Origin of the sequence: Aureivirga sp. CE67, assembly GCF_015767245.1 — a bacterium.
Classification (GTDB): Bacteria; Bacteroidota; Bacteroidia; order Flavobacteriales; family Flavobacteriaceae; genus Aureivirga.
In genome coordinates this window covers 1-23,146 of record NZ_JADOTV010000016.1, presented here as the reverse complement: position 1 = coordinate 23,146, position 23,146 = coordinate 1, and the positions used below count along the sequence as shown (strand labels likewise).

Genomic DNA, 23,146 nt, shown 5'->3' with positions numbered 1-23,146 from the left:
AATTGAAATCCTGCTTTTTTATGCAATTAATTTAATTTTACTATTTTTTAGCAATTTTCTTGGTATAAACTTTTCCGTTTATTTCTAATGAAAGAATATAAACTCCTTTACTTAAATTATTTTCTAAAATTATCTTATTAGAATTCAATTCTTTTGAATAATAAACTACTTTTCCTAAAGTATCAAATAATTTAACATTACTAATCTTTACTTTAGAATCTGATAATTTAAAATTAATTTGATTTTCAAAAGGAATAGGATAAACTTCAAAATTTCCTATATTCTCTTCAAAATTTTCATAAGATTCTTCATAAGATTCTTCAGAATACTCACTATCTCTTACAAAATAAGTTTGTCTAAACTCTCCTTTATTAGCTCTTTTCATCTCTTCATCACAATCTCCACCAACACAATCATTTAAAATAGGAATGATTTCCGCAAAGAAGCCAGATGTTGCATATAAACCAGGGGTTAAATTAATCTCTCTACCACTTTTTAAATGTGAATTATTATTATTATTGTAAGTAGAATTATTTGAATTAATCTCATTTGCAGCAGTATAATTTCCTGAGATACTTCCATTAATAATAATTTCTTCCTCAAAACTATTACAAGAAATTCCATTTGGTAAAACTACGATTGCATTTCTCCCTTTTTTGATTCTATATTTCGGTGATAAATTATCTGTTTGAACAATTAAAGTTCCTTCAACTTCAAAAACTATTTCAGCACACTCCCCACAAGAAACAAAACTCGCTCCTTCTTCTACAATTAATTTAGAGCCTTCTTCTACAACTACCTTACTAGCAGCAGGTAATAATACTTCTACATTAGACTCAACTGTAAGTTCTGAATTATTTTTGATTCTTAAATTTTTCAATAATTTAAAGTCAACATCCCAATTTTTATCTTCATCAATAAAATAATCATTCTTTGGATCTTCATTTGCAATTAAATCAATTTCCCATAATCCTCTACCATATGTTGAAGCTCTTAATAAATTATTACATCTATTAATTTTTAATTCAGTAACTCTTACATTTGGTAAATCTCCATACTTATACCAATCAGAATTTGCATCTTTTGTATAAACACCTGCATCTGTTGCTAAATATAATCTATCATTTGAACCTTCTTGATATACAATATTATTTGCTGGCAATCTAAGTTCAGCCAATTTTCCATTAGGATCTGCATTAGTCCAAGTATCACCTGCATTATCAGAATAAAATACTCTGCGATTTTTATAATAACCTGTTAAACTAACCCAAACTCTTTCTGGATTTTCAGGATCAATTGCAATACCTGTTATAACAGGTGTAAAGCCTTCTTCTGCTCCAGGTGGTATTACTACAGGTATATTATTAGTAATATTTTTAAAACAATTAGAATTTGGATTATTTAAATCACATGATTCTGCTGTTGTTGATCTATACAATGATCCTTTTATAAATTGAGAATCTAAAGTATTACCACGAGTAGCAATATATTGATAATTTGGATTTTTATCTGATATTATGTAATCCGTTATTTGACGATTCCAATGCTCAAAATTACCATCATTGACTATATCTGATTTCAATTTCCAAATATTTTCATGTGTATCTGATGATAAAACATCATCCTTTAATCTTCTATAAATTTCACTGAATCCAATTTGAATCTCTCTTTCTCTTTGTGGCATCTGATCCATTTTAAAAGTAGTAGAAATGGAATTATTTGGAGGCAAAGTATTCAATTCATATTGTGAATTATTTAATAGATAATCATATTTTTTGAAAGCACCATTATTAAGTAAAAAAGCAAACCTTTTATCATAATCATTTATTTGAACTCCATATCCATCTCCTCCAAAAATATGTTTATCCCATTCATCTTCATTCCCCTCTATACCATTAAGCCATGTACCATTATCTTGTAAACTAATAATCATAAAATCTTTATCAAATTCATAATCATCAAAACACCAAATTAATGTATTATTTAAACCATTATTCCTATATTCCCATGACGTATTTTGTCCTTCGAATGTGTTACCTGAAACTGAAACTCCTCCATCATGTCCTGCTACAATTTTTTCAGAACCTATCGATCTATTTCCTTGAGAATTACCAACTCTATAACTTGTATTACTATTAGGTATCATTTCTATAGCATGTACATCAGGATGAAAACCAGCCATCCAATATTTAGAAACAGGCTTAAATTCATAATTCCCATTATTTTGAGGAATCCTTCCTTTAACGATTGTAGTTCCATAATATACTAAGTTTGGATCAATTTCTGAAGCAGCAATTGCAATACGATCAACTCTTTTTTCTTCACCACAAGGATTAAGATCTTCATGAATCACTTCCCACTGTCCTGTGTCCCACATGTTATTTTGTAATTCTAAAATATGTAAAATCCCCTTTGTTGATCCCCAACTACTACAAGAATTATCTACAAGACTTACAACATAAGCATAAAGCCTATTTGGATCTGCTGGAGTTACAGCAATATTGATTCTACCTATTCTAAATCCTTCCAAATTACTTCCAGGTAATTCATCTAAATTTAGACCAAAATCCTGATTAGAAATTACTTCCCAAATATTACCACCATTTTTGCTTCTATAAATATTCCTACCACTAGCATATATTACACCCGAATCATCTGGTTTAAACTCTAAACCTTTTAACTCTTCATCATGAAGTGATAATGTTTGTGTATTAAAAACTAAATACCATTCAACAGAATTTGAATTTTGAGCCATTGCATTAGTTGTTTTATAGATACCAACTGATGTAGCTGCAAACATAATATTAGGATTATTAGGATCAGATATTATTCTTCTAATCACACCTCCCTTTTCATATAATGGTGTTCCTTTTTCATATAAACCTCCATTTATTGGTTCCCATGTTTCTGAAGAATCCATGGATCTATAAACTCCCATAGTCCAATATGGATTTGTTCCTCCTGCATTTGCTCCATAATTAAATCCCCCTAAATCACCAATACCTGTCGATATAAAAACATGATTACCATTAAATTTATTAAAAGCTATATCAGACACAGAAGCTATAGGCAATTGATCTGTATTTGCTACCTCCCAATTATAACCATCATCTTTTGTTTTCCATAAACCTCCAAAAGGTGTACCTACATAATATGTTTTGTTTGATTGTCCATCATATTCAGGTGGATATCCAACTGCATCTATTCGACCTACTTGTTTTCCTCCAATTCTATCAGAAATATTTTTAGTTGGTCCTAAAGGTCTCCAGTTTGGAACATCTGATGATCTTTGATTAGTTCTTTTCTTTATTGATTCATTATAATAATCATAATATTCTCCCATAGCTTTTGCTGCTATGCTGAAATCTCCATGAGGACTTAATCTTGGTCCCCATACTCTTTTCATTTTCTCGTACATTTTGTATGTACCCCCTTCACTTTGCTCTCCTTCATCTCCCTTTTTTTCTTCTTGCTTTTTTAATTGTTCATTTACTGCCGTAAAAAAATTAACATTTTTAGTTTGAGCATTAATAACATTAGAAGCAAAAAAGAGAAATAAAATTATTTTACTAAATTTTAAATTCATAAATTCTTATTTTACTTCTTTATTTTTTATTTTCTAATTTTTCACTTAACTCTTTAATTTTCTTCTCTTGTTCGATTGTATAAAGAGTCAATTCTTCAACTTTCTTTAATAATAAAACAGTCATCTCTTTTAATTCAACTCCATTTTCCATAACCTCTTCTGTAGAAGGAACTTCAGGTAAATGGTTATTTTCTTCAATATACTCTTCTACTTCACCAAGAGATCTTAATTGATAATCATCTGCAAAAACATAATCTGCCCAACCATTTTCAGAAGCAATATTTACTTTAATTTTTTCTGTTTTTATCCCCTTACCAACATATAATAAATAATCTTCTGAATCAAAAGAAAAATTATTTCCTACAACTACTTTTTCATTATCAAATACTCTTAAAGTTTTTGTTCTTAATCTAGATCCTAAAGAAATAAATCGATTCCCATTTCCAGTATAAGAATTTGATCCATTCAAACTTAAAAAGATATTACCTTTGTTACTATAACTTGTTGTACTCATTGATGAAACGATACATAAATCTCCTCTTTTAGCTCCTCCAATAAATTGATTATCAGAACCTTGAACTCCAAACTTACCTTGAGTCAATCTGTTTCCAATTAATAATCCCATGTTTGAATTGTAATCATAATTATAAATTTGAAGTCTATAAGGCCCCCAACTATCTGCTCTCTTATTTCCTAGAGTTAAGTAACCTCGATGACCTATATCCCATGTTGGAGCACTTCCAGGTGAAGATAAAGTTAATACATCAAATTTTCTGTTTTGGGCATTCATAGCAATTGTTATCAGGAAGATCCCGATAAAAAATTTAATTGTTTTCATTTTGTATTTTTTTTATTAATTTTTAACGTTTTAAATATATCATATATATTTAAATTAACCGAATTAATAACGCTTTTTTTAAATACTACAAAACATTTATAATCAAACATATAATAAAACCCTCTACAAATTCAATAAAGATTTTTTTATAATCCGTCTAAAAATCCTCACAAATATAATTTCGGATCATATATTTTGTAATTGGTTTCAATGTTTTTCCAGTTTTTAGAATGTAAGCCAATTTAGACATTTAAATAGAAAACCCATTAAAATCTGTTAAGAATAATAAATTAGTCTTCTTTTTATTTTTCTACCTTGACATCCAACTTCATCTTCACCTTTAAAGTTGGAGAATAACTTTCATCTAAAAAAATAATTTATAAATCTAAATGAAGCTTATTCATATCTAATATTTTAATCCATAACTTCTTCTACAAACCCATTTCCAACTATTTATTAAAATATTTACTAACTGAATCTGTTTAAAAATAGATATTTAAGAATCAATTGAATAAAAAAAGCTGTAAAAGATTATATTGTTGGCTCTGACACAAACAAAAATCAATTACAGCATGGAGACAAAATTACCAAAAAATATCATATAAAATATTTTTATATATGTTATGATAATTAGAGAACTTTTAAAAACCTAAAAATTATCATTTCAATATCTTTTAAAAAAGATTTAATTTAAATCTTTATAAATATAAAAAGGTAAAATTTCTATAGAAATTTTACCTTTTTATATTAGATATTATCACGTTTAAATTTGTTTTAAGGTATACAAATTATCAAGATTTTCTTTTAAAAGGGTAGGAATGAGCTTTAAATTAAACAAAACCTTCATAAAATTTTAAACATGATAATATTTATCTATAATGGTTTTATTGTTTTGTTACTTTTTTAGTTATTTTTTGACCATCAACTTCTAGCGAAATAACATATAAACCAGGACTTAAATTTTGATTTAAAATAATTTTATTATTATAAATCTCTTTAGATTTGTATACAACTCTACCTGTCTGATCATAAATTAACACATCTGATATTTTAGCATTTGGATTAGTTTCAAATTTTAATTCATTCTTAAAAGGATTTGGATATAAATTTAAAACAACTTTTTCTTCTTCAATAATAGGATCAATTATCTTACTATTAACATCTATATCTACATATTCTTCAGGTTCTTCAACTATATATGTGTATCTTAAAGATTGTCTATCTATGCCCCTCTCTCTTGACTCTTGTCCTTCACAATAACCTCCATAATAACCTCCATTTTTATATTTTTTTTCAATATGTGCAAATAAATCATTTGTTGCTTCGAAACCTGGATTTAAATCTATCTCATTACCACTTGTCAAAACAGTGTATCCATCATTAAAAGTAATATCATTTGATTGAATTAAATTAGTAGCAATATATTCTTCTGATATTTCTCCATTAATTGTAATAATATTTTGATACTCATTATAGTCAAATTCATTTGGAAAATTTACAATACCATTCGGCCCCTTTATAATAACATACTTGTCTGAAAGAGTCGATTCAATAGTCAAAGTACCATTTACTTCAAAAACTATTTCATCACATTCTCCACAAGAATTAAACTTTACACCTTCTTCTATAATAAGAGTTGCATCTTCATCAACAATAATCTTACTTGAAGCAGGAAGTTGAACATCTTGAAAAGCCCTACAAACCACTGATCCAACTACTCTTATATTCTTTAGAAATTTATCGTATGATAACCAGTCATCTCCTTGATTTATAGTATAAAAATCATTTACAGAAACTTCATCTGAGATTAAATCAATTTCCCACATTCCTCTACCAAATGTAGATGCTCTTAATAAATTATTACATTTATTTATTTTCAGCTCTGTAACTCTTACATTTGGTAAGTTTCCATATTCTTCCCAATCTGAAAATTTATCCTTAGTATATACCCCTACATCTGTAGCTAAATATAATCTATCATTAGAACCTTCTTGATAAACAATATTATTTGCAGGCATATTTATACTAGCTAAAACACCATTAGGATCTGCATTCTCCCAAGTATCTCCAGCATTTTCAGAATACCAAACTCTATAATTACCATAATACCCTGTAAAACAAGCCCAAATACGTTCTGGATCTTTAGGATCAATTGTTATTCCAGTAATAACAGGTTTAAAACCATAATATTGCGAATACACTGTTGGTAAATTATCTGTGATTTTTTCAAAACATACAGCAGCTCCATTAATATCACATGTTTCTGCTGTTTTAGCTCTAAACAAATCTCCTCCTATACCTGTATTTTCAACATCCCCTACTAAAGTCACAATATATTGATAATTTGGATCTTTATCAGAAATAATATATTCTGTTATTTGCCTTCTGTGTGGTGGTAATCCTGATTTTTCAAGATCTGATTTTCTTTCCCAAACATCCTCAGCTGAATCATCATCATCTACACTATACTTAATTCGTTCATAAATTTCGCTAAGTCCTACTCTCAGTTCTCTTCTTTGAGGCATATGATCCATCTTAAGTGTATTTGGAGTAAATACATTAGAAGGAACATACTTGTAATCATTTTGTATTTGATTTTGATAATATGAATGTAATCTTCCATTTGAAATTAAAGCAAAATTCTCATTATAATCATCTATTTGAGCAGCATATCCATCTCCTCCTAATAAATGTTTATCCCATTTTTCATAATTATCGGAATCAATCATTCTTGTTCCATTATCTTGTAAAGCTATAATCATTAAATTTTTATTAAAATCATGATCATCAAACCCCCAAATAAGAGTATTATTTAAACCTTTATTTTTATACTCCCATCCTTGACCAAGGTCTCCTGCATATGGGTAATAATTTGAATAAGTCACTCCACCATCATGCCCTATTGCAATATGCTGGTATCTAATTTTTATTCCAGTTTTCTTATCTTCATAAATATCGAGCTCATCGGGTCTAAATTCAATAGCATGAACATCAGGATGAAAACCATATGAGCTATATTTTGTTCTATCTTCAAATGAGGTTGTCAAATCAGACTCTCCAGGAATTCTTGCTCTTATTTTTGTAGTTCCATAATATACTTTATTAGGGTCAATATTAGAAGCAGCAATAGCTAATCTATCTGGTCTTAATTCATTTCTTGAATCAAACACATTTCCTTCAGCATTAGTACTATAATAATATGGTACATCTTCATGAATCACAGACCAACTACCCTCCAATTCCCCTGGATTTTTTTTAAATTCTAAAATATGAGCTCCAACACGCTTTGAATTGTAATTGTAATATTCGCCATCATTATATTTTTTTAAAGTTACAGTACCAGACCCAACAACATAAGCATATATTCGTTCTTCATCTGCTGGTGTAACAGCAATATTTATTCTAGAAACTCTATAATTAGTCATTTCAGGAAGAGTTAAAGAACTCAAATCCAACCCATAACTTAGTCCAGTAATTTTCTCCCATGTACTACCTCCATCTTCACTTCTATAAATATTTCTACCACTAGCATAAATTGTATTAGGATCGTTTGGCTTAAATTCTAAGCCTTTTAACTCCTTATCCCAAAAAGCTGGATTATTAAATTCTGTGTTTAAAACTAATTCCCATTGTACAGAATTTGAATTCTCTTCTAAAGCATTTATGGTTTTATAAATCCCAACAGAAGTAACAGCAAACATTATATTAGGATTATTCGGATTAGAAATAATTCTTCTAATCACACCTCCATTATCAAATAATGGTGTACCTTCTTCATATAAACCACCATTTATAGGTTTCCATGTCTCTGCTTCATCTAATGAACGATAAACCCCAATTGTCCAATACGGATTTGGAGATCCTCCTCTACTTGGTTCATAATAAAAGCCTCCAACATCTCCTATACCAGTAGATATAAACACATTATCTCCATCTGTCATATCAATTGCAATATCAGAAACAGAAGCGATTCTTAAATCATCTGTGTTAGCCATTTCCCAATCATTAGCACCATCTTTTTTCCATAAACCTCCAAATGGAGTACCTGCATATACAATTTTCTTCGTTGGATAATCTGGATGAAAAGCAATTGCATCAATTCTACCAATTTGCTCTCCTTGTTTATTATCTTTATGATTATCAGAAGGTCCTAAACTTCTCCATTCATTATCTGAATTAAATCTATAAGATCTATTCCTAGTTTGATTATTATAATTTTTGTATGAATTACTTATTGCTTTAGCTGCAATACTAAAATCTCCATGTGGATATAATCTCGTTCCCCAATATTCATACATTCTTTTATACATTCTAAATGTGCTTCCTTCCTCATCTGCTTCATTCTTTGGGGCAAATGCATCTAATTCTTTCTGAATAGCATCATAAAAGTTCTCTTTTTTTTGAGAATAAGATATCACAGAAACCAAGAAAAAGAAATAAATTAATATTTTATTTTTCATATAATTTATTTTTTAAGTTCTTCTAATTCTTTTTTCATTTCAGCAATCTTCTTCTCTTGTTCGATTGTATAAAGAGTCAATTCCTCAACTTTCTTTAATAATAAAACAGTCATTTCTTTTAATTCAACTCCATTTTCCATAACCTCTTCTGTAGAAGGAACTTCAGGTAAATGGTTATTTTCTTCAATATAATCCTCTACTTCTCCTAGTGTTCTTAACTTATAATCATCAGAAAAAACATAATCTGCCCAACCACTAGCTGAAGCAATATTTACTTTAACTTTCTCAGTTTTTATCCCCTTACCAACATATAATAAATAATCTTCTGAATCAAAAGAAAAATTATTTCCCACAACTACTTTTTCATTATCAAATACTCTTAAAGTTTTTGTTCTTAATCTAGATCCTAAAGAAATAAATCGATTCCCATTTCCAGTATAAGAATTTGATCCATTCAAACTTAAAAAGATATTACCTTTGTTACTATAACTTGTTGTACTCATTGATGAAACGATACATAAATCTCCTCTTTTAGCTCCTCCAATAAATTGATTATCGGAACCTTGAACTCCAAACTTACCTTGAGTCAATCTGTTTCCAATTAATAATCCCATGTTTGAATTGTAATCATAATTATAAATTTGAAGTCTATAAGGCCCCCAACTATCTGCTCTCTTATTTCCTAGAGTTAAGTAACCTCGATGACCTATATCCCATGTTGGAGCACTTCCAGGTGAAGATAAAGTTAATACATCAAATTTTCTGTTTTGTGCATTCATAGCCATTGTTATCAGGAAGATCCCGATAAATAATTTAATTGTTTTCATTTTGTGTTTTTTTTATTTTTTTAACGCTATAAATATAATATATATATTTAAAATAATCGAATTAAAGTCTCTTTTTATAAAAACATAATGTATTAACTATTAACCAGATAAAAAAAACTTTACATATCCAATAAATAAAACTTTTATAATCCGTCTAATAATCCTCACAAATATAATTTCGGATCATATATTTTGTAATTGGTTTCAATGTTTTTCCAGTTTCTGGATGCAAGCCATATAAAGTAAAAAATTCCAATTCTTTTTTCGCATTTTTTCCGTACCAAATTTTAGCTTCTCCTTTTTTGTCAAAATACTCCGTTTCACAATCTCCTTCTATTTTTTTGAACTTCTCTAATAGGTTTTCATTTAAAGGTCTTAAAGTTTCCATTTCATAATTTTCGGAATCCAGAAGTATTTCTTCAAAATGATCTCCGTTCCATTGCATCCATTTTGATTCTTTCTTTGCCGAATTAAAAATCAAAGTGACAAATAAAATAATACACAAAACATATAGAGTTCTTTTAGAAAGAAAATGAGTATAAAAAAGCCCTAAAACTTCTGGCTTCACTTTTGGATTTTGTTCTTTTTCCTTTTCTTCAAATTCTTCTTTTTCTTCTGGAGAAGAATTTTTCAATAGAAAATCCTCATAACTTTCATAAGAGATATAATTCGCTAAAAAATCTAAAAATTCCGATTCTAAATTTAAATCTTCTTTCCCTTCTGTTTTTCCGTTGATATAAAAATCATAATAGCGAGTATAGGATTTTTTATTTTTTAAGTAGTTATAATTTTCTTCAAAATAACTCTCCAAATAAGTTGCAATTCCATTTTTAGATTTCTTTCCAGATTGCATTTCTGCTTTTTTAAAAACTTTAATTAATAACTCTTTCTGACTCATATTTTAAGGTTCAAAATTTAACGGTTTTGTTTTATTTTTTTCGTTTAAATATTCATTAGACAAAAGCTAGACACCCTTTGGACACCTTTATTTCTCTAGAAAAAGTCCATATTCTTTCCATTTTCTGTCTAACTGTCCATTGGAAATTCTTCAGTGATTTGCAACGTAGAATTGAATGAAACCTATTTACGAATAGCTAGTAATGTAGTAACAATTCTATAAGAGAATTTGCAGATAAAAAGCTCAAAACCTCAGGAAGTGATTTAGCTTCTTTATCTACAAATTTTCCACTTCCTACATAAGACGTCTTGAATTGCATTCTGCGCAAAATGCAAACCCAAATCGATGAAAAATTCATCGAAAAGCAAATCCATTGTCGAATTTCTAATGATTTACAAAATGAAAAAAACATTACTAATTATAATTACGGGTTTCCACATTTTCGCATTTTTTTCTTGTGAAAATGATGATGTAACAGGAGAAGAAATAAAAAGTACCGAAATAAAAGCATGTTGTGATGATGATGCTGAAGATCCTATTGTTCCTCCGCCACCTCCACCTCCACCAACAGAAGACGATGATATAGGTTAAATTTTTTATATTTTTGAGGAATGAAAGCAAAATCCCCATCATTCCTCATTTTTTTTATTTTTTTAAGTAGTTATACCAATTCTTTTTCACAAGAAATAAAAGATACTTTATTATATATAACGACTTCTTTTGACTCTAAAAACAATGCTTTTGATTTAAACACAACTTATACTTATTTAAAAAAATCATTAGACCGAAACATTGAAAAAAACAACAAAATCAATGCTGCTTATATTTCATACTTTATTTCTAGAATGGAATATAATATGGGGTTTTATTCTGAAAGTGAACAAACAGCTACAAAAGGTTTACAATTAATTGAAGAGAGTCCAAAAACCAATTACACCAAAATTTATAAGAAAAGTATTTTTACGCAATTAGAAACTTTATATAATACAAGAAAAGATTTAAAAAAAGCTTTAGAATTAAATGATTCTGTCTTGAAACTTGCTACAAAATCATCAGATAGTATTTCTATTTTTAATAATAGGTCTATTATATATAGAAATCACAAAAAATACCTAGAAGCTTTAAAAGAAATTTCAAAATCTTACGAAATTGTAATACGAACAAAAAATCAGAAGAAAGAGGCTTTGATTCTTGGAAATCTTGGACATATCAAGAATTTAGTGAATTCTAAAGATGGTTTAGAAGAAATTGAAAAGGCTTTAAAGCTAAGAAGCGAACTAAAAGATACATCAAGAATATTATCAAGTTATAATCACTTATCGGAGTATTATCAAAACAATAATAATTTAGAAAAAGCAAAGGAATATGCTTGGAAAGCGAAAAAACTTGCAGAACAAAATAATTCGAAAAAACTATTATATAATGCTTTGAACACATTAGTAGATTTGAATGAAACTTCTGTTTTCAAAGAATATAAAAAATTGAATGATAGCATTCAGGAAGCAAAACAAAATGACTTGAATAAATTTGCTTTGGTCAAATATAATTTTGGAAAAAAGGAGAAAGAAATCCAAGAAAACAAGTTGGTCATTGAAAAGCAAAACAAACGAACACTTTTGTTGATTTTTGTTTCTGTTATAGTAATTCTGATTTCTATTGCTGGTTATTGGTTTACCAAAATTCGAAATAAGAAAAAAGCTTTAGAAGCTAAAAATAAACACGAAAAAGAGATTCATAAAAAAGAAATTTTCTTTTCTAAAAAGATTCATGATCGTGATATTATGTATTCTAAAAGAGTGCATGATGTAGTAGCAAATGATTTATTTCAAGCGATGGAAAAAATGAAATCTGACGAAGAAGATGCTTTAACTTTTTTGAGTAAAGTATATGAAAATGCCCGAGATATTTCGAGAGAGATTGAGCCAGTAAAAATCCGTCAAGATTTTGGACAGCAACTTAAGGATTTAACGCTGAACTATAAAAATCCGAAGGTAAACATCATTACTTCAGGCCTTCAAAATTGTACTTTTTCAAAACTTGATAAAAAAAAGAAACAAGCTGTTTATAAAATTGTTCAGGAACTTCTAATCAATATGAAAAAGCATAGTGAAGCAAAAATGGTGGTTTTAAAATTTAAAGAATCGGAAGAAGAATTAGAAATAAATTATAAGGATAATGGTGTCGGTTTTGATCTTAAAACAAAAAAAATTCGTCCAAATGTGGAAACCCGTATTTTTTCCATTAATGGATGTGTTAATTTTGAATCTGAAAATAACAAAGGCTTTAAAGCCGAAATAAAAATAAAATATGTTTAAAAGAGTTTTAATCGTTGAAGACATTGATGTTATAAATGCGGGAATACGTCATATTTTTGAAAAATTAAACATTTCAAACTTCGACATTATTGAATATTGTGATGAAGCTTTAATGAAATTACAAAAGGAAAAAGAAAATGGAAATCCGTATGATTTATTAATTTCTGATTTATCTTTTGAAGAAAATCATGTGAGACAAGATTTAAAATCTGGTGAAGAATTGATTGATGTTGTTAAAGATCGTTTTCCAGAGTTGCCAATTATTATTTTTTCTTCGGATAACAAAATTGAGAAAGTACGTCGTTTTATCCATGAAGTTGGAGTGAAAGCTTATGTTTGTAAAGGTCGATATGGTTTAGATGATTTAGCAAAAGCTGTTGAAAAAGTTGAAAAAGGAGAACTTTATCTTTCGGAATCAGTTGCAGAAGCAAATAGTTCTAGTAGCGATACAGATTTAAATGAATATGATATTGATTTATTAAACTATTTAGCGCAAGGTTTTACGCAAACTAAAATTCAGAAGGAATTAAGAAAAAATAATATTAAACCAAATAGTACAAGCGCTATCGAGAAAAAATTGAATAGATTAAAAGATATTTTTAAAGCAAAAAATCTAACAAATTTGGTTTTTATTGCGAAAGACATGGGAGTTATTTAAAAATTTTTCTCAAAAAAATATTTGGGCAATCCCTTCACTACATTGCGAGTCGGGCTTTACCGTACAAGTTTTGTATTTTCAAATAAGAATTTCTAAGAAACCCGTGGGCTTCCTCTCGGTCGCCTACGTTTCCTAAGAAATTCTAATTCTCAAAAACAAAAGCTTTCCCGTACAATCCCTTGTGCAGAAAAACATTTTTCATCAGATAATTCTCCGCTTTTACGGAAACCCGTAAGGAACTGATTTTAAAGCGATTTATTTTCACATATTATTAATTTTAAAAATTTAATCAAATGAAATATTATGTAAATAAAACTGCTCAAAAATCAGGTGAGCATGAAGTTCATAGTCAAGTTTGTTATTTTCTTCCTAATTCAAATAATTGTATTTATCTAGGAGAATTTTCCAATTGTAAAAGTGCAATAAATGAAGCCAAAAAATATTATCACAATATTGATGGGTGTTATCATTGTTCTAATAATTGTCATACTAGATAAATCATGAATAAATATTTATTAATTTTCATCATACTTCTATTTTCTCAATTATCTTTTTGTCAAACAAAAAATTATAAAATAGATTCTAAAATAAAAATAAGTATTAGTCAAAAAAATGGTTTATCAGAATTCAATAATCCATATCTATTGGATATTGAAGTTACTGATGAAGATTTCAATTTTAAAACTAATGAAAAACAAACATTTACAACTTTTAAAATTGTAAAAAGAAATAAGAATTATATCATTTCTAAATCTGAAGAAGGAAATTATTCTTTTTTCAATATAAAATCTTCACAACTATATTATATAGATTTCTATATGAGTAGATTTTTAATAGGAGGATATGGAAAAACACCTTCTGAAATTAAGCAAAATTCCAAACAAATGATGAGCTTATTGAAATAAGGAAAATCTCAAAAAGATGTTATTCAATTTCTAATTAATCAATCAGAATATGATTTTTAAAATTAACAAAAGTGATTCATCTGAATCACTTTTTTCTATTCTAATCCTTTTCTCTCCAAAAAAGAAAAGCTATTTATCATCACTAAATTCGTAATCATTAAAACCAGTAGAAGATTAACTTCAAGTTTTGAAATTAATAATATGACAATCGAAATCGAATAAAAAACATTCACTTTCCACCTAGAATTCCTAAGTAAAACAATATTTATAAAAAGAATCAACAAACTATAAATAAAACATGCAGCTAGACTTAAGCCTAAAAAATATTTATGTTTATCATCATAACTCATAATAGTTAGGAACAAATATCCTATTAACCATAAAACAGTATAAATTATTTTATTTCGATTTTTAAGAATAAACTTTTTCATGATAATTTTTAACCAAAAAAAGCGATTCCAACGAATCGCTTTTTCTTTATTATTTTAAATCTTTTATTCTTCCGAAACAGATTCAATTAAAATCTTCAGAATTTCAATAGCAGCTTTGGCAATTTTGGTTCCAGGACCAAAAACTCCAACAACACCACTATCAAAAAGGTATTGATAATCTTGCGCAGGAATTACTCCTCCAGCAATTACCATAATATCTTCTCTACCATATTTCTTTAATTCTGCAATTACTTGTGGCACCAAAGTTTTGTGTCCAGCAGCAAGTGAAGAAACTCCTAAAATATGTACATCATTTTCTACAGCTTGTTTTGCAGCTTCCGCAGGCGTTTGGAATAATGGTCCGATATCCACATCAAAACCTAAATCGGCAAAACTTGTAGAAACTACTTTTGCTCCACGGTCATGACCATCTTGTCCCATTTTTGCAATCATAATTCTTGGTCGTCTTCCTTCTAATTCTGAGAATTTGTCTGCTAAATCTTTCGCTTCTGCAAAATATGCATCGTCTTTAATTTCTTTAGAATACACTCCTGAAATCGATTTAATTGTTGCTTTATATCTTCCATAAACAGATTCCAACGCATCTGAAATTTCTCCTAATGTTGCTCTCACTCTAGCAGCTTTCACCGCTAAATCCAACAAGTTTCCTTCTCCAGTTTTCGCACAGTTTGTGATGTTTTCTAAAGCTTCTTTTACTTTCTCCGAATCTCTAGATTCTTTGATTTCTTGAATTCTTGCAATCTGTGACTGACGAACTGCTTCGTTGTCTACTTCTAAAATATGAAGCGGATCCTCTTCTTTTAATTGGTAAGCATTTACACCTACAATAATATCTTGTGTACTGTCGATTCTTGCTTGCTTTTTTGCAGCAGCTTCCTCGATTCTCATCTTCGGAATTCCAGCTTCAATCGCTTTTGTCATTCCTCCAAGCTCTTCTACTTCTTGAATTAATTCCCAAGCTTTATCTGCAATTTCTTTGGTCATATTTTCTACAAAATACGAACCAGCCCAAGGATCTACAGTTTTTGTAATATTTGTTTCTTCTTGAATATAAATCTGCGTATTTCTTGCAATTCTCGCAGAGAAATCTGTTGGTAAAGCAATTGCTTCATCCAAGGCATTTGTATGTAAACTTTGTGTTCCTCCAAATGCAGCAGCCATCGCTTCAATTGCAGTTCTAGCAACATTGTTAAATGGATCTTGTTCTGTTAAACTCCATCCACTTGTTTGACAGTGTGTTCTTAATGCTAAAGATTTTGGATTCTTTGGTTCAAACTGTTTTACCAATTTTGACCAAAGCATTCTTCCAGCTCTCATTTTTGCAATCTCTTTGAAATGATCCATTCCAATTGCCCAGAAAAATGAAAGTCTTGGCGCAAAAACATCCACATCCATACCTGCTGCAATTCCAGTTCGGATATATTCTAAACCATCTGCTAAAGTATAAGCTAATTCAATTTCTTGTGTTGCTCCAGCTTCTTGCATGTGATAACCAGAAATAGAAATTGAATTAAATTTCGGCATATTTTTACTTGTAAATTCAAAAATATCCGCAATAATTTTCATCGAAGGAGTTGGTGGGTAAATATATGTGTTACGCACCATAAATTCCTTTAAAATATCATTTTGAATTGTTCCAGAAAGTTGTTCGTGTTTTACACCTTGCTCTTCTGCTGCAACAATATAAAATGCTAAAATCGGAAGTACAGCTCCGTTCATTGTCATCGAAACAGACATTTTATCCAAAGGAATCTGATCGAATAAGATTTTCATATCTTCTACAGAATCAATCGCAACTCCAGCTTTTCCAACATCTCCTTGCACACGTTCATGATCTGAATCGTAACCACGGTGCGTTGCTAAATCGAAAGCTACAGACAAACCTTTTTGTCCTGCTGCTAAATTTCTTCTATAAAAAGCATTACTTTCTTCTGCTGTAGAAAATCCTGCATATTGACGAATCGTCCAAGGACGACGAACATACATCGTTGAATATGGTCCTCTTAAATATGGAGGCATTCCAGCAATAAAATCCTGATGTTCTAAAGGAGCAACTGCTGGCTGATTGCTCTTCTTAATTTCTAATTTTGAAAAATCTTTTCTAGCCATTTGCTTCTTCTTTAGAGTTCGCATTTACTTTTTCTGCTTCCAATCTTTCTTTTTCCATCTTTTGTGAAAGACGTTTACGAATAATTGGTGTAATCACAGTTGTGTTTTTGTTCGACTTTAAAAATGGATATAATTCTAAATCTTCACTCATGAAATCTTTTGGATTTGGGTATTTATTTGTTCCCAATAAAATTTCACTTCCATTATCAAAATCTGCTTGCTCTTTAAAAGCGCTTTCTGCGATTTTTCTTTGTACATTTCCTTTAAACAATTGCTTGATAAACCCTCCTGATTCTTCAATTTGTTTGAAAATGTATAATGCTTTTTCCATTAATTGCTCCGTTAAGCTTTCAATATAATAAGCTCCGTCAGCAAAATTTTGTGCATTTTCGAAGTAAGATTCTTCTTTTAAAATCAATAATTGATTTCTAGAAATTCTTTCTCCAAATTCGTTTTTCTTATGGAAAATAGCATCATAAGCTATATTTGAAACTGTAGTTGCTCCACCAAGAATTGCGCTCATACATTCTGTTGTTGTACGAAGCATGTTTACATTATAATCGTATAATGTTTTATTTCTTAAACTTGGCGTTACAAAAACTTCAATATTTTCAACTGTCGTATTGTATTCTGCTAAGATTGTATTCCACAGATTTTTGAAAGCTCTAATTTTTGCAATTTCGAAGAAATAATTACTTCCAACCGCAAAATTGAATTGGATATTATTTGCTATTACAGCTCCAAATTTCTCTAAATATTCTGTTCCTTGTGCAAGTGCATAAGCAATTTGTTGCATTGTTGTTGCACCAGAATTTTGATACAATTCTGCATTTACTCCTAAAACAAAAACATTTTTTCCTTTTGCATATTCTAAAATCGTAGCAACGTTTTTAAAATCTTCTGTTTCGCTTGCAAACCAGTTTCCAGAAGTTGCCAATTGATAAATTACATCAAGGTTTAAATAAAGAATAAATTTTGCCGCAGCATCAATTAGTTTTTTATAAAAATCAACATCTAAAAATTGTAATTGAAATTGGATTTTTGTTTGTTCTGGAATGTCTTTTAGAACATCTTCTATTACAAAAACTCCTTTTGATTTGAAAATAATAGAAGTTGCTCCTCTTTGCAAAGCATCGTTTGCTAGGAAATTAGCAGTTTTTTCGTCAGAAATATAAATTTCTTGACAAACTTCGTAAGCTTTATTTTTTGTTTCTGGCGCAAATGATTCTGTTTCTCCAGCAAAGTAGAAAGGTTTTACAGTAATTCCTTCTCTAGAATGCCAAAGTAAAGTGTCATTATAGTCCGCACCTTTTAAATCTACCTGAATTTTTTGCTTCCAAGCAGCCGCAGATGAAGGCTCAAATTCATTAAATAAAAAATCACTCATGTTTTAAAAGTGGTTTAACTATGTTTTTGGTCAGTAAAAAAATAAAGTCATTTAAATTTTTAGATTCTAAAATTTTAAATGACTTTAATTAAATCTTATTACAATTGAATTTGTATTTGAAAGTTGTTGTTTTTTCACAACTCTAACCTCTTTAGGAGGAACTTTTCACACAAAATATTTAATAATAAAAATTATATATAAAAAAACAATTGTTTCTAATTCGAAATGGTGTCGTATTCGATAATAAAAATATCTTCATTCTTACGTTTCATCATATAGGTTTCCCTAGCAAAACGTTCTAAATTCTCTTCATTCTCAAAGCTTTCTATGATTTTTCTATCTTTTACGATTTCCTTCTGATAGTAAGCTTTTTCGATTTCTAACTTCTCGATTTCTTTATCGTACTCCACATGACTTAAATACGAATTTTCATCAAAAAAAAGCATCCAAACAACGAAAATTAGTAATATCAAAACAAATCTATTACTAATAACTTTGAAAAGAATATTTTTTTTTAGTTTTTTTAAAATCATAGGGTAAAGGTAGTAAATTTCCTACAATCTTTCATTAATAACCGTACGAACAATATCAATTGCAACAGTATTGAATTTATCATTAGGAATAATGATGTCTGCATATGATTTTGTTGGCTCAATAAACTGTTGATGCATAGGTTTTAAAGTATCTTGATAACGATTTAGCACCTCATCAATAGTTCTTCCTCTTTCTGAGATATCTCTACGAAGTCTTCGAATCAATCTTTCGTCTGCATCCGCATGAACGAAAACCTTGATATCACATAAATCTCTTAATTCTTTATTGTTGAAAATAAGAATTCCTTCAACGATTATTACCTTTTTTGGGTGTGTATTTATGGTGTCTTCTAAACGGTTGTGCGCAACAAAAGAATAGATTGGTTGCTTAATAGTTTTTCCTTTCTTTAATTCTTTTAGGTGAGAAACCAATAAATCAAAATCAATTGAGTTTGGATGATCAAAATTTATTTTCGTTCTTTCTTCATAAGACAAGTCATTCGTTTCATTATAATAATGATCCTGAGAAATGATGCAAACTTCATCTTGAGGTAGTTCTTTAATGATTTTGTTTACAACTGTTGTCTTTCCACTTCCGGTTCCTCCGGCAATTCCAATTATGAGCATTTTCGTATATTTTGATTTGTATTACCGGAGTGCAAAAGTAATAAAATTCCACTCTGATTTTTGTTATTTTTTAAAATCTTATGATTGTTTTTCTTTATAAAAAATTATCTCACAAAAAAGAGCTTATACTTCGCTAATTTCTATCAAGAGAAGAACTATTCAATTTTTTATTTTTTTAAAAAAATCGAAGATTTTCAAAGGTCTTTCATAATGAGTGAAGTATTTTAATTACGTTAAGAAATTCCGAATCCTTGTAGGAATTTTAGTAATTAAAATGCGGTTTTTTGACCTTGTTATCAAAAAAACACCTTTTATGAAAGTGTCCTTTTTTGGTTCGTTTTTTAGACAAGTAAAAAATGAACAAGAACGTAAATAGGTTGACTAACCTTTCTGTGTGATCCTAAGTTTTATTAGAATCTAACAATTCCTACTCTCTCAAGAGGGGAACTATTTTATTCTACATAATTCACAACTTTAAAAGCTTTTCCTCTTGGAGTTGTTACTACTTTATATAAAACATGATTGTATTCATAATACTTCTTCCCATTAATGTTGACAACAACTGCTTCTTCTGGTAATTCATAAACAACAGCATTGTATGGCGCATGAATTACTTCGTATTGATTTCCTAGTCTCTTATAGAAAGTTCCTTTGAAATAGAAATAAGAATCTGTTCCTACAATTACTGTTTGAAATCCTATTGGAAGTAAATTAATTCTCAATCCGAAAGGAGGAGCTGAGAAAATAAATCGATTTCTGTTTGGTCTCCAATATCTTCCATCATAAAAATGATAAGGATGACCGTGATGGTAATAAATCACAGGTCTGTGCGGAAAATAATGCCTCACATGATGACGATATGGTGGAATATAATGATGATGACTCGGAAATACAACATGCGCAGGAATTGGTTTTACATGCGGTGGATGAATTGGTCGTGCTGGTCTTGTATGTGGTGGATGAATCGGCCTTGCTGGTCGTACGTGTGGCGGACGAATTGGTTTCGCTGGCCTACTTCTCTCTATTTTTGACTCGTTTTGTGCATTTGTATTAAAGGTTAATGTGGCTAAAAAAACGAACAGTATTATCTTAAAATTCAATGTTGCTTTCATGGCTTATAGGGTTTTCTTACATAAAGTTAGAAAGAATTGAAAGGAAAAATATTAGAGAAATATTAAAGTAATACTAGTTTTATTGAATTTAACTTTTATTTAAAATCTATTTAATAGAATTTTTTTAATTCAAAAGAGATTTTATATTTGTAAACATCAACATCATAAGCACACATGGCGGAATTGGTAGACGCGCAAGTTTGAGGGATTTGTTTTCAATAGAAAGTGTGGGTTCGAGTCCCACTGTGTGCACTATATCTTTTCTACTTCTAAGAATACTCTTTTCCGAAAAATTAACAAATCACTTCCCTGATTTTAGCAGTTTCTCTCTTTAGATTTCTTATTTTCGAGCTTTCAAATTCGTACCTTTAGTAAAAGGAGCATTTGACTTTAAAAATGAGAAGCTTAAACCTTATAGAATTTTCAAACTATAATCTGTATTATTTAAGCAAAAAACAAATAAAATAAAATGGAAATCAACAAATTATCTTTAGACCAATTGGAAAGTTGGTTATGGGATTCTGCAAATATATTAAGAGGAAGTATCGATTCTTCGGATTTTAAAAACTATATCTTTGGTTTACTTTTCTTAAAACGTTCGAATGATATGTTTGAAGAAGAAGTAGAAAACTTGATGAAAGAAGAAGGTTATTCTAGAGAAGAAGCCGAGGACGATTCGTATTTTCAACTTCCTGAAGAAGCCAAATGGGAAAACTTAAAAAAAGAAACGGAAAATATTGGTGTAACGCTTGACAAAGCATTTGCTGCTATCGAACGTGAAAATTCTTCTTTAGAAAATGTAGTTACCACTACTAAATTTGGAGACAAGGAAAAACTTTCAGATGATGTGTTACAACGTTTATTGCGTCATTTTAACATGTATTCACTACGAAACGATCATTTAGAATCTAATGATTTACTAGGTGCTGCTTACGAATATTTGATCAAGCAATTTGCGGATGATGCTGGTAAAAAAGGTGGAGAATTCTATACACCAAAAGGCGTAGTGCAACTTATCGTACAATTGATCAAACCACAACCCAAACAAAAAATTTACGACCCAACTTGTGGTTCTGGAGGTATGTTGATTGAGGCTGCCAAATACATTGCCAAACAAGAAGGTGGAAAAGAAGACAATGTCATCAATGTTTCGCTTGCTGGACAAGAAAAAAACTTGAGTACTTGGGCTATTGGTAAACTAAACATGATTCTGCACAATTTTGACGATGCCGACATCCAAAAAGGAGATACTTTGGTAAGCCCAAAACACAAAAATGAAGACAATGAACTAATGCTTTTTGATCGTGTGATTGCCAACCCACCCTTTTCAGCTAAAGAATGGTGGACACCTGCGGAAGTAAATGTAGAAACCAAAGTAGGAAAAGACGGAAAGGAGAAAAAAGTAACACCCAATTACACCAAAGTTGTTACCGATTCATATGGACGTTTTCCCTATGGAATTCCGCCAAGAGGTTATGCAGATTTGGCTTTCTTACAGCACATGATTTCGGTATTAAAACAAGACGGAAAAGCAGGAGTCGTACTGCCACATGGTACACTTTTTAGAGGTTCTTCGGAGGCTAAAATCCGTAAAGCTTTACTAGAAAACGATTTGGTAGAAGGAATTGTTGGTTTACCAAGTGCTTTGTTCTACAATACAGGAATTCCTGCTTCGGTTTGGATTATTAATAAAAACAAAACCGAAGCCCAAAAAGGAACCGTAAGCATTATTGATGCTAGTGGCGATTATAAAGAAGGGAAAAACCAAAACGAACTTTTAGAAACGCATATTAACAAAATTGTAAATGCCTACGACGCTGCACAAGATGTAGATAAATACATGCGCATAGTACCGATTAGCGAAATTGTAGAAAACGATTTTAACCTAAATATTTCAAGATATATTGACACTAGCGAACCCGAACCTGAAGTAGATTTAGAAGCCGTACAAAAACAATTAGCCGAACTAAAAAGTGAAGAAGCAACGATTGATGCTAAATTAGTTGGATTTTTAAAGGACTTGGGGATATGAGGGAAGAAGTAAAATATCCTAAGGATTGGTCATTAAAGAAAATTGGAGATGTTTTAAAAATTGGAAGTGGTAAAGATTATAAACATCTTCAAAATGGAAATATTCCTGTTTATGGAACAGGTGGTTTTATGACATTTGTAAATGATTATCTATATGATGGTGAAAGTGTTGGTATTGGACGAAAAGGAACAATTGATAAACCTGTTTTTTTAACTGGTAAATTTTGGACTGTGGATACTTTATTCTATACACACTCATTTGAAAATATTTCACCATATTATGTGTATCTATTAAACATTATCACGATTGATTTTGTAAGGGACTTCTGAGTGTAACTCTGAAATTATGTATTCCGACAGCAATTTTCATAATTTTCTCTCTTTTTTCAAAGTATTTTATTCGAATTT

The 23,146-nt window shown here is 29.6% G+C and carries 18 protein-coding genes and 1 tRNA gene; 8 read left to right on the top strand and 11 right to left on the bottom strand.

All coding sequences use genetic code 11. The annotated features are described in order from the left end of the window. Positions 1 to 40 precede the first annotated feature (40 nt). The 6 genes from I0K12_RS16095 to I0K12_RS22130 all read right to left on the bottom strand — a co-directional run bounded on the left by I0K12_RS16095 (position 41) and on the right by I0K12_RS22130 (position 10,928). Positions 41 to 3,586, bottom strand: a complete 3,546-nt coding sequence (locus I0K12_RS16095; protein WP_196889169.1) for a T9SS type A sorting domain-containing protein — start codon at positions 3,584 to 3,586, stop codon at positions 41 to 43. Positions 3,587 to 3,605: 19 nt separating this feature from the next. Continuing rightward, positions 3,606 to 4,424 (bottom strand): hypothetical protein, encoded by an 819-nt coding sequence (locus tag I0K12_RS16090; RefSeq protein WP_196889168.1) that lies wholly within the window; start codon positions 4,422 to 4,424, stop codon positions 3,606 to 3,608. A gap of 884 nt (positions 4,425 to 5,308) precedes the next feature. Next, positions 5,309 to 8,884, bottom strand: coding sequence for a T9SS type A sorting domain-containing protein (locus I0K12_RS16085; protein ID WP_196889167.1), 3,576 nt, complete (start codon positions 8,882 to 8,884; stop codon positions 5,309 to 5,311). A 5-nt stretch (positions 8,885 to 8,889) separates the two neighbouring features. Further along, positions 8,890 to 9,711, bottom strand: coding sequence for a hypothetical protein (locus tag I0K12_RS16080; RefSeq protein ID WP_196889166.1), 822 nt, complete (start codon positions 9,709 to 9,711; stop codon positions 8,890 to 8,892). A gap of 154 nt (positions 9,712 to 9,865) precedes the next feature. Beyond that, positions 9,866 to 10,609: a hypothetical protein gene (locus I0K12_RS16075; RefSeq protein ID WP_196889165.1), complete on the bottom strand. Its 744-nt coding sequence runs from the start codon at positions 10,607 to 10,609 to the stop codon at positions 9,866 to 9,868. Between the two features lie 196 nt (positions 10,610 to 10,805). After that, positions 10,806 to 10,928: a hypothetical protein gene (locus tag I0K12_RS22130; protein ID WP_255552909.1), complete on the bottom strand. Its 123-nt coding sequence runs from the start codon at positions 10,926 to 10,928 to the stop codon at positions 10,806 to 10,808. A gap of 80 nt (positions 10,929 to 11,008) precedes the next feature. On the opposite strand from I0K12_RS22130, the gene I0K12_RS16070 reads away from it, so the two are divergent. The 5 genes from I0K12_RS16070 to I0K12_RS16050 all read left to right on the top strand — a co-directional run bounded on the left by I0K12_RS16070 (position 11,009) and on the right by I0K12_RS16050 (position 14,487). Continuing rightward, the gene (locus tag I0K12_RS16070; protein WP_196889164.1) at positions 11,009 to 11,200 is read left to right on the top strand and encodes a hypothetical protein; all 192 of its coding nucleotides are present in this window, start codon (positions 11,009 to 11,011) and stop codon (positions 11,198 to 11,200) included. A 20-nt stretch (positions 11,201 to 11,220) separates the two neighbouring features. Beyond that, positions 11,221 to 12,924, top strand: coding sequence for a hypothetical protein (locus I0K12_RS16065; protein ID WP_196889163.1), 1,704 nt, complete (start codon positions 11,221 to 11,223; stop codon positions 12,922 to 12,924). Continuing rightward, entirely contained in the window at positions 12,917 to 13,582 is a 666-nt protein-coding gene (locus I0K12_RS16060; RefSeq protein WP_196889162.1) for a response regulator transcription factor, read from the top strand. Before I0K12_RS16065 ends, I0K12_RS16060 begins: the two co-directional genes overlap by 8 nt. A 293-nt stretch (positions 13,583 to 13,875) precedes the next feature. Next, positions 13,876 to 14,079 (top strand): hypothetical protein, encoded by a 204-nt coding sequence (locus I0K12_RS16055; protein WP_196889161.1) that lies wholly within the window; start codon positions 13,876 to 13,878, stop codon positions 14,077 to 14,079. 3 nt (positions 14,080 to 14,082) lie between these two features. Further along, complete coding sequence (locus tag I0K12_RS16050; protein ID WP_196889160.1) at positions 14,083 to 14,487, top strand: hypothetical protein; 405 nt, start codon at positions 14,083 to 14,085, stop codon at positions 14,485 to 14,487. 494 nt (positions 14,488 to 14,981) lie between these two features. On the opposite strand, the gene scpA is transcribed toward I0K12_RS16050, so the two are convergent. The 5 genes from scpA to I0K12_RS16025 all read right to left on the bottom strand — a co-directional run bounded on the left by scpA (position 14,982) and on the right by I0K12_RS16025 (position 20,707). After that, the gene (scpA, locus tag I0K12_RS16045) at positions 14,982 to 17,048 is read right to left on the bottom strand and encodes a methylmalonyl-CoA mutase (protein ID WP_196889159.1); all 2,067 of its coding nucleotides are present in this window, start codon (positions 17,046 to 17,048) and stop codon (positions 14,982 to 14,984) included. Then, on the bottom strand, positions 17,041 to 18,435 hold the full coding sequence (locus I0K12_RS16040) for a methylmalonyl-CoA mutase subunit beta (protein ID WP_196889158.1): 1,395 nt from the start codon (positions 18,433 to 18,435) through the stop codon (positions 17,041 to 17,043). Before I0K12_RS16040 ends, scpA begins: the two co-directional genes overlap by 8 nt. Before the next feature lie 215 nt (positions 18,436 to 18,650). Further along, on the bottom strand, positions 18,651 to 18,908 hold the full coding sequence (locus I0K12_RS16035) for a septum formation initiator (protein ID WP_317194445.1): 258 nt from the start codon (positions 18,906 to 18,908) through the stop codon (positions 18,651 to 18,653). Between the two features lie 81 nt (positions 18,909 to 18,989). Next, positions 18,990 to 19,595, bottom strand: a complete 606-nt coding sequence (gene udk, locus I0K12_RS16030) for a uridine kinase (RefSeq protein ID WP_196889156.1) — start codon at positions 19,593 to 19,595, stop codon at positions 18,990 to 18,992. A gap of 452 nt (positions 19,596 to 20,047) precedes the next feature. Continuing rightward, positions 20,048 to 20,707, bottom strand: a complete 660-nt coding sequence (locus I0K12_RS16025; RefSeq protein WP_196889155.1) for a DUF6515 family protein — start codon at positions 20,705 to 20,707, stop codon at positions 20,048 to 20,050. Between the two features lie 168 nt (positions 20,708 to 20,875). Here I0K12_RS16025 and I0K12_RS16020 point away from each other — a divergent pair. The 3 genes from I0K12_RS16020 (at position 20,876) to I0K12_RS16010 (ending at position 23,068) form a co-directional block, all read left to right on the top strand. Further along, positions 20,876 to 20,959 (top strand) — tRNA-Leu (locus tag I0K12_RS16020). A gap of 217 nt (positions 20,960 to 21,176) precedes the next feature. Further along, positions 21,177 to 22,739, top strand: a complete 1,563-nt coding sequence (locus tag I0K12_RS16015; protein ID WP_196889154.1) for a type I restriction-modification system subunit M — start codon at positions 21,177 to 21,179, stop codon at positions 22,737 to 22,739. Beyond that, a complete protein-coding gene (locus tag I0K12_RS16010; RefSeq protein ID WP_196889153.1) occupies positions 22,736 to 23,068 on the top strand; it encodes a restriction endonuclease subunit S in 333 nt (110 codons plus the stop codon). Before I0K12_RS16015 ends, I0K12_RS16010 begins: the two co-directional genes overlap by 4 nt. Positions 23,069 to 23,146: the final 78 nt, after the last annotated feature.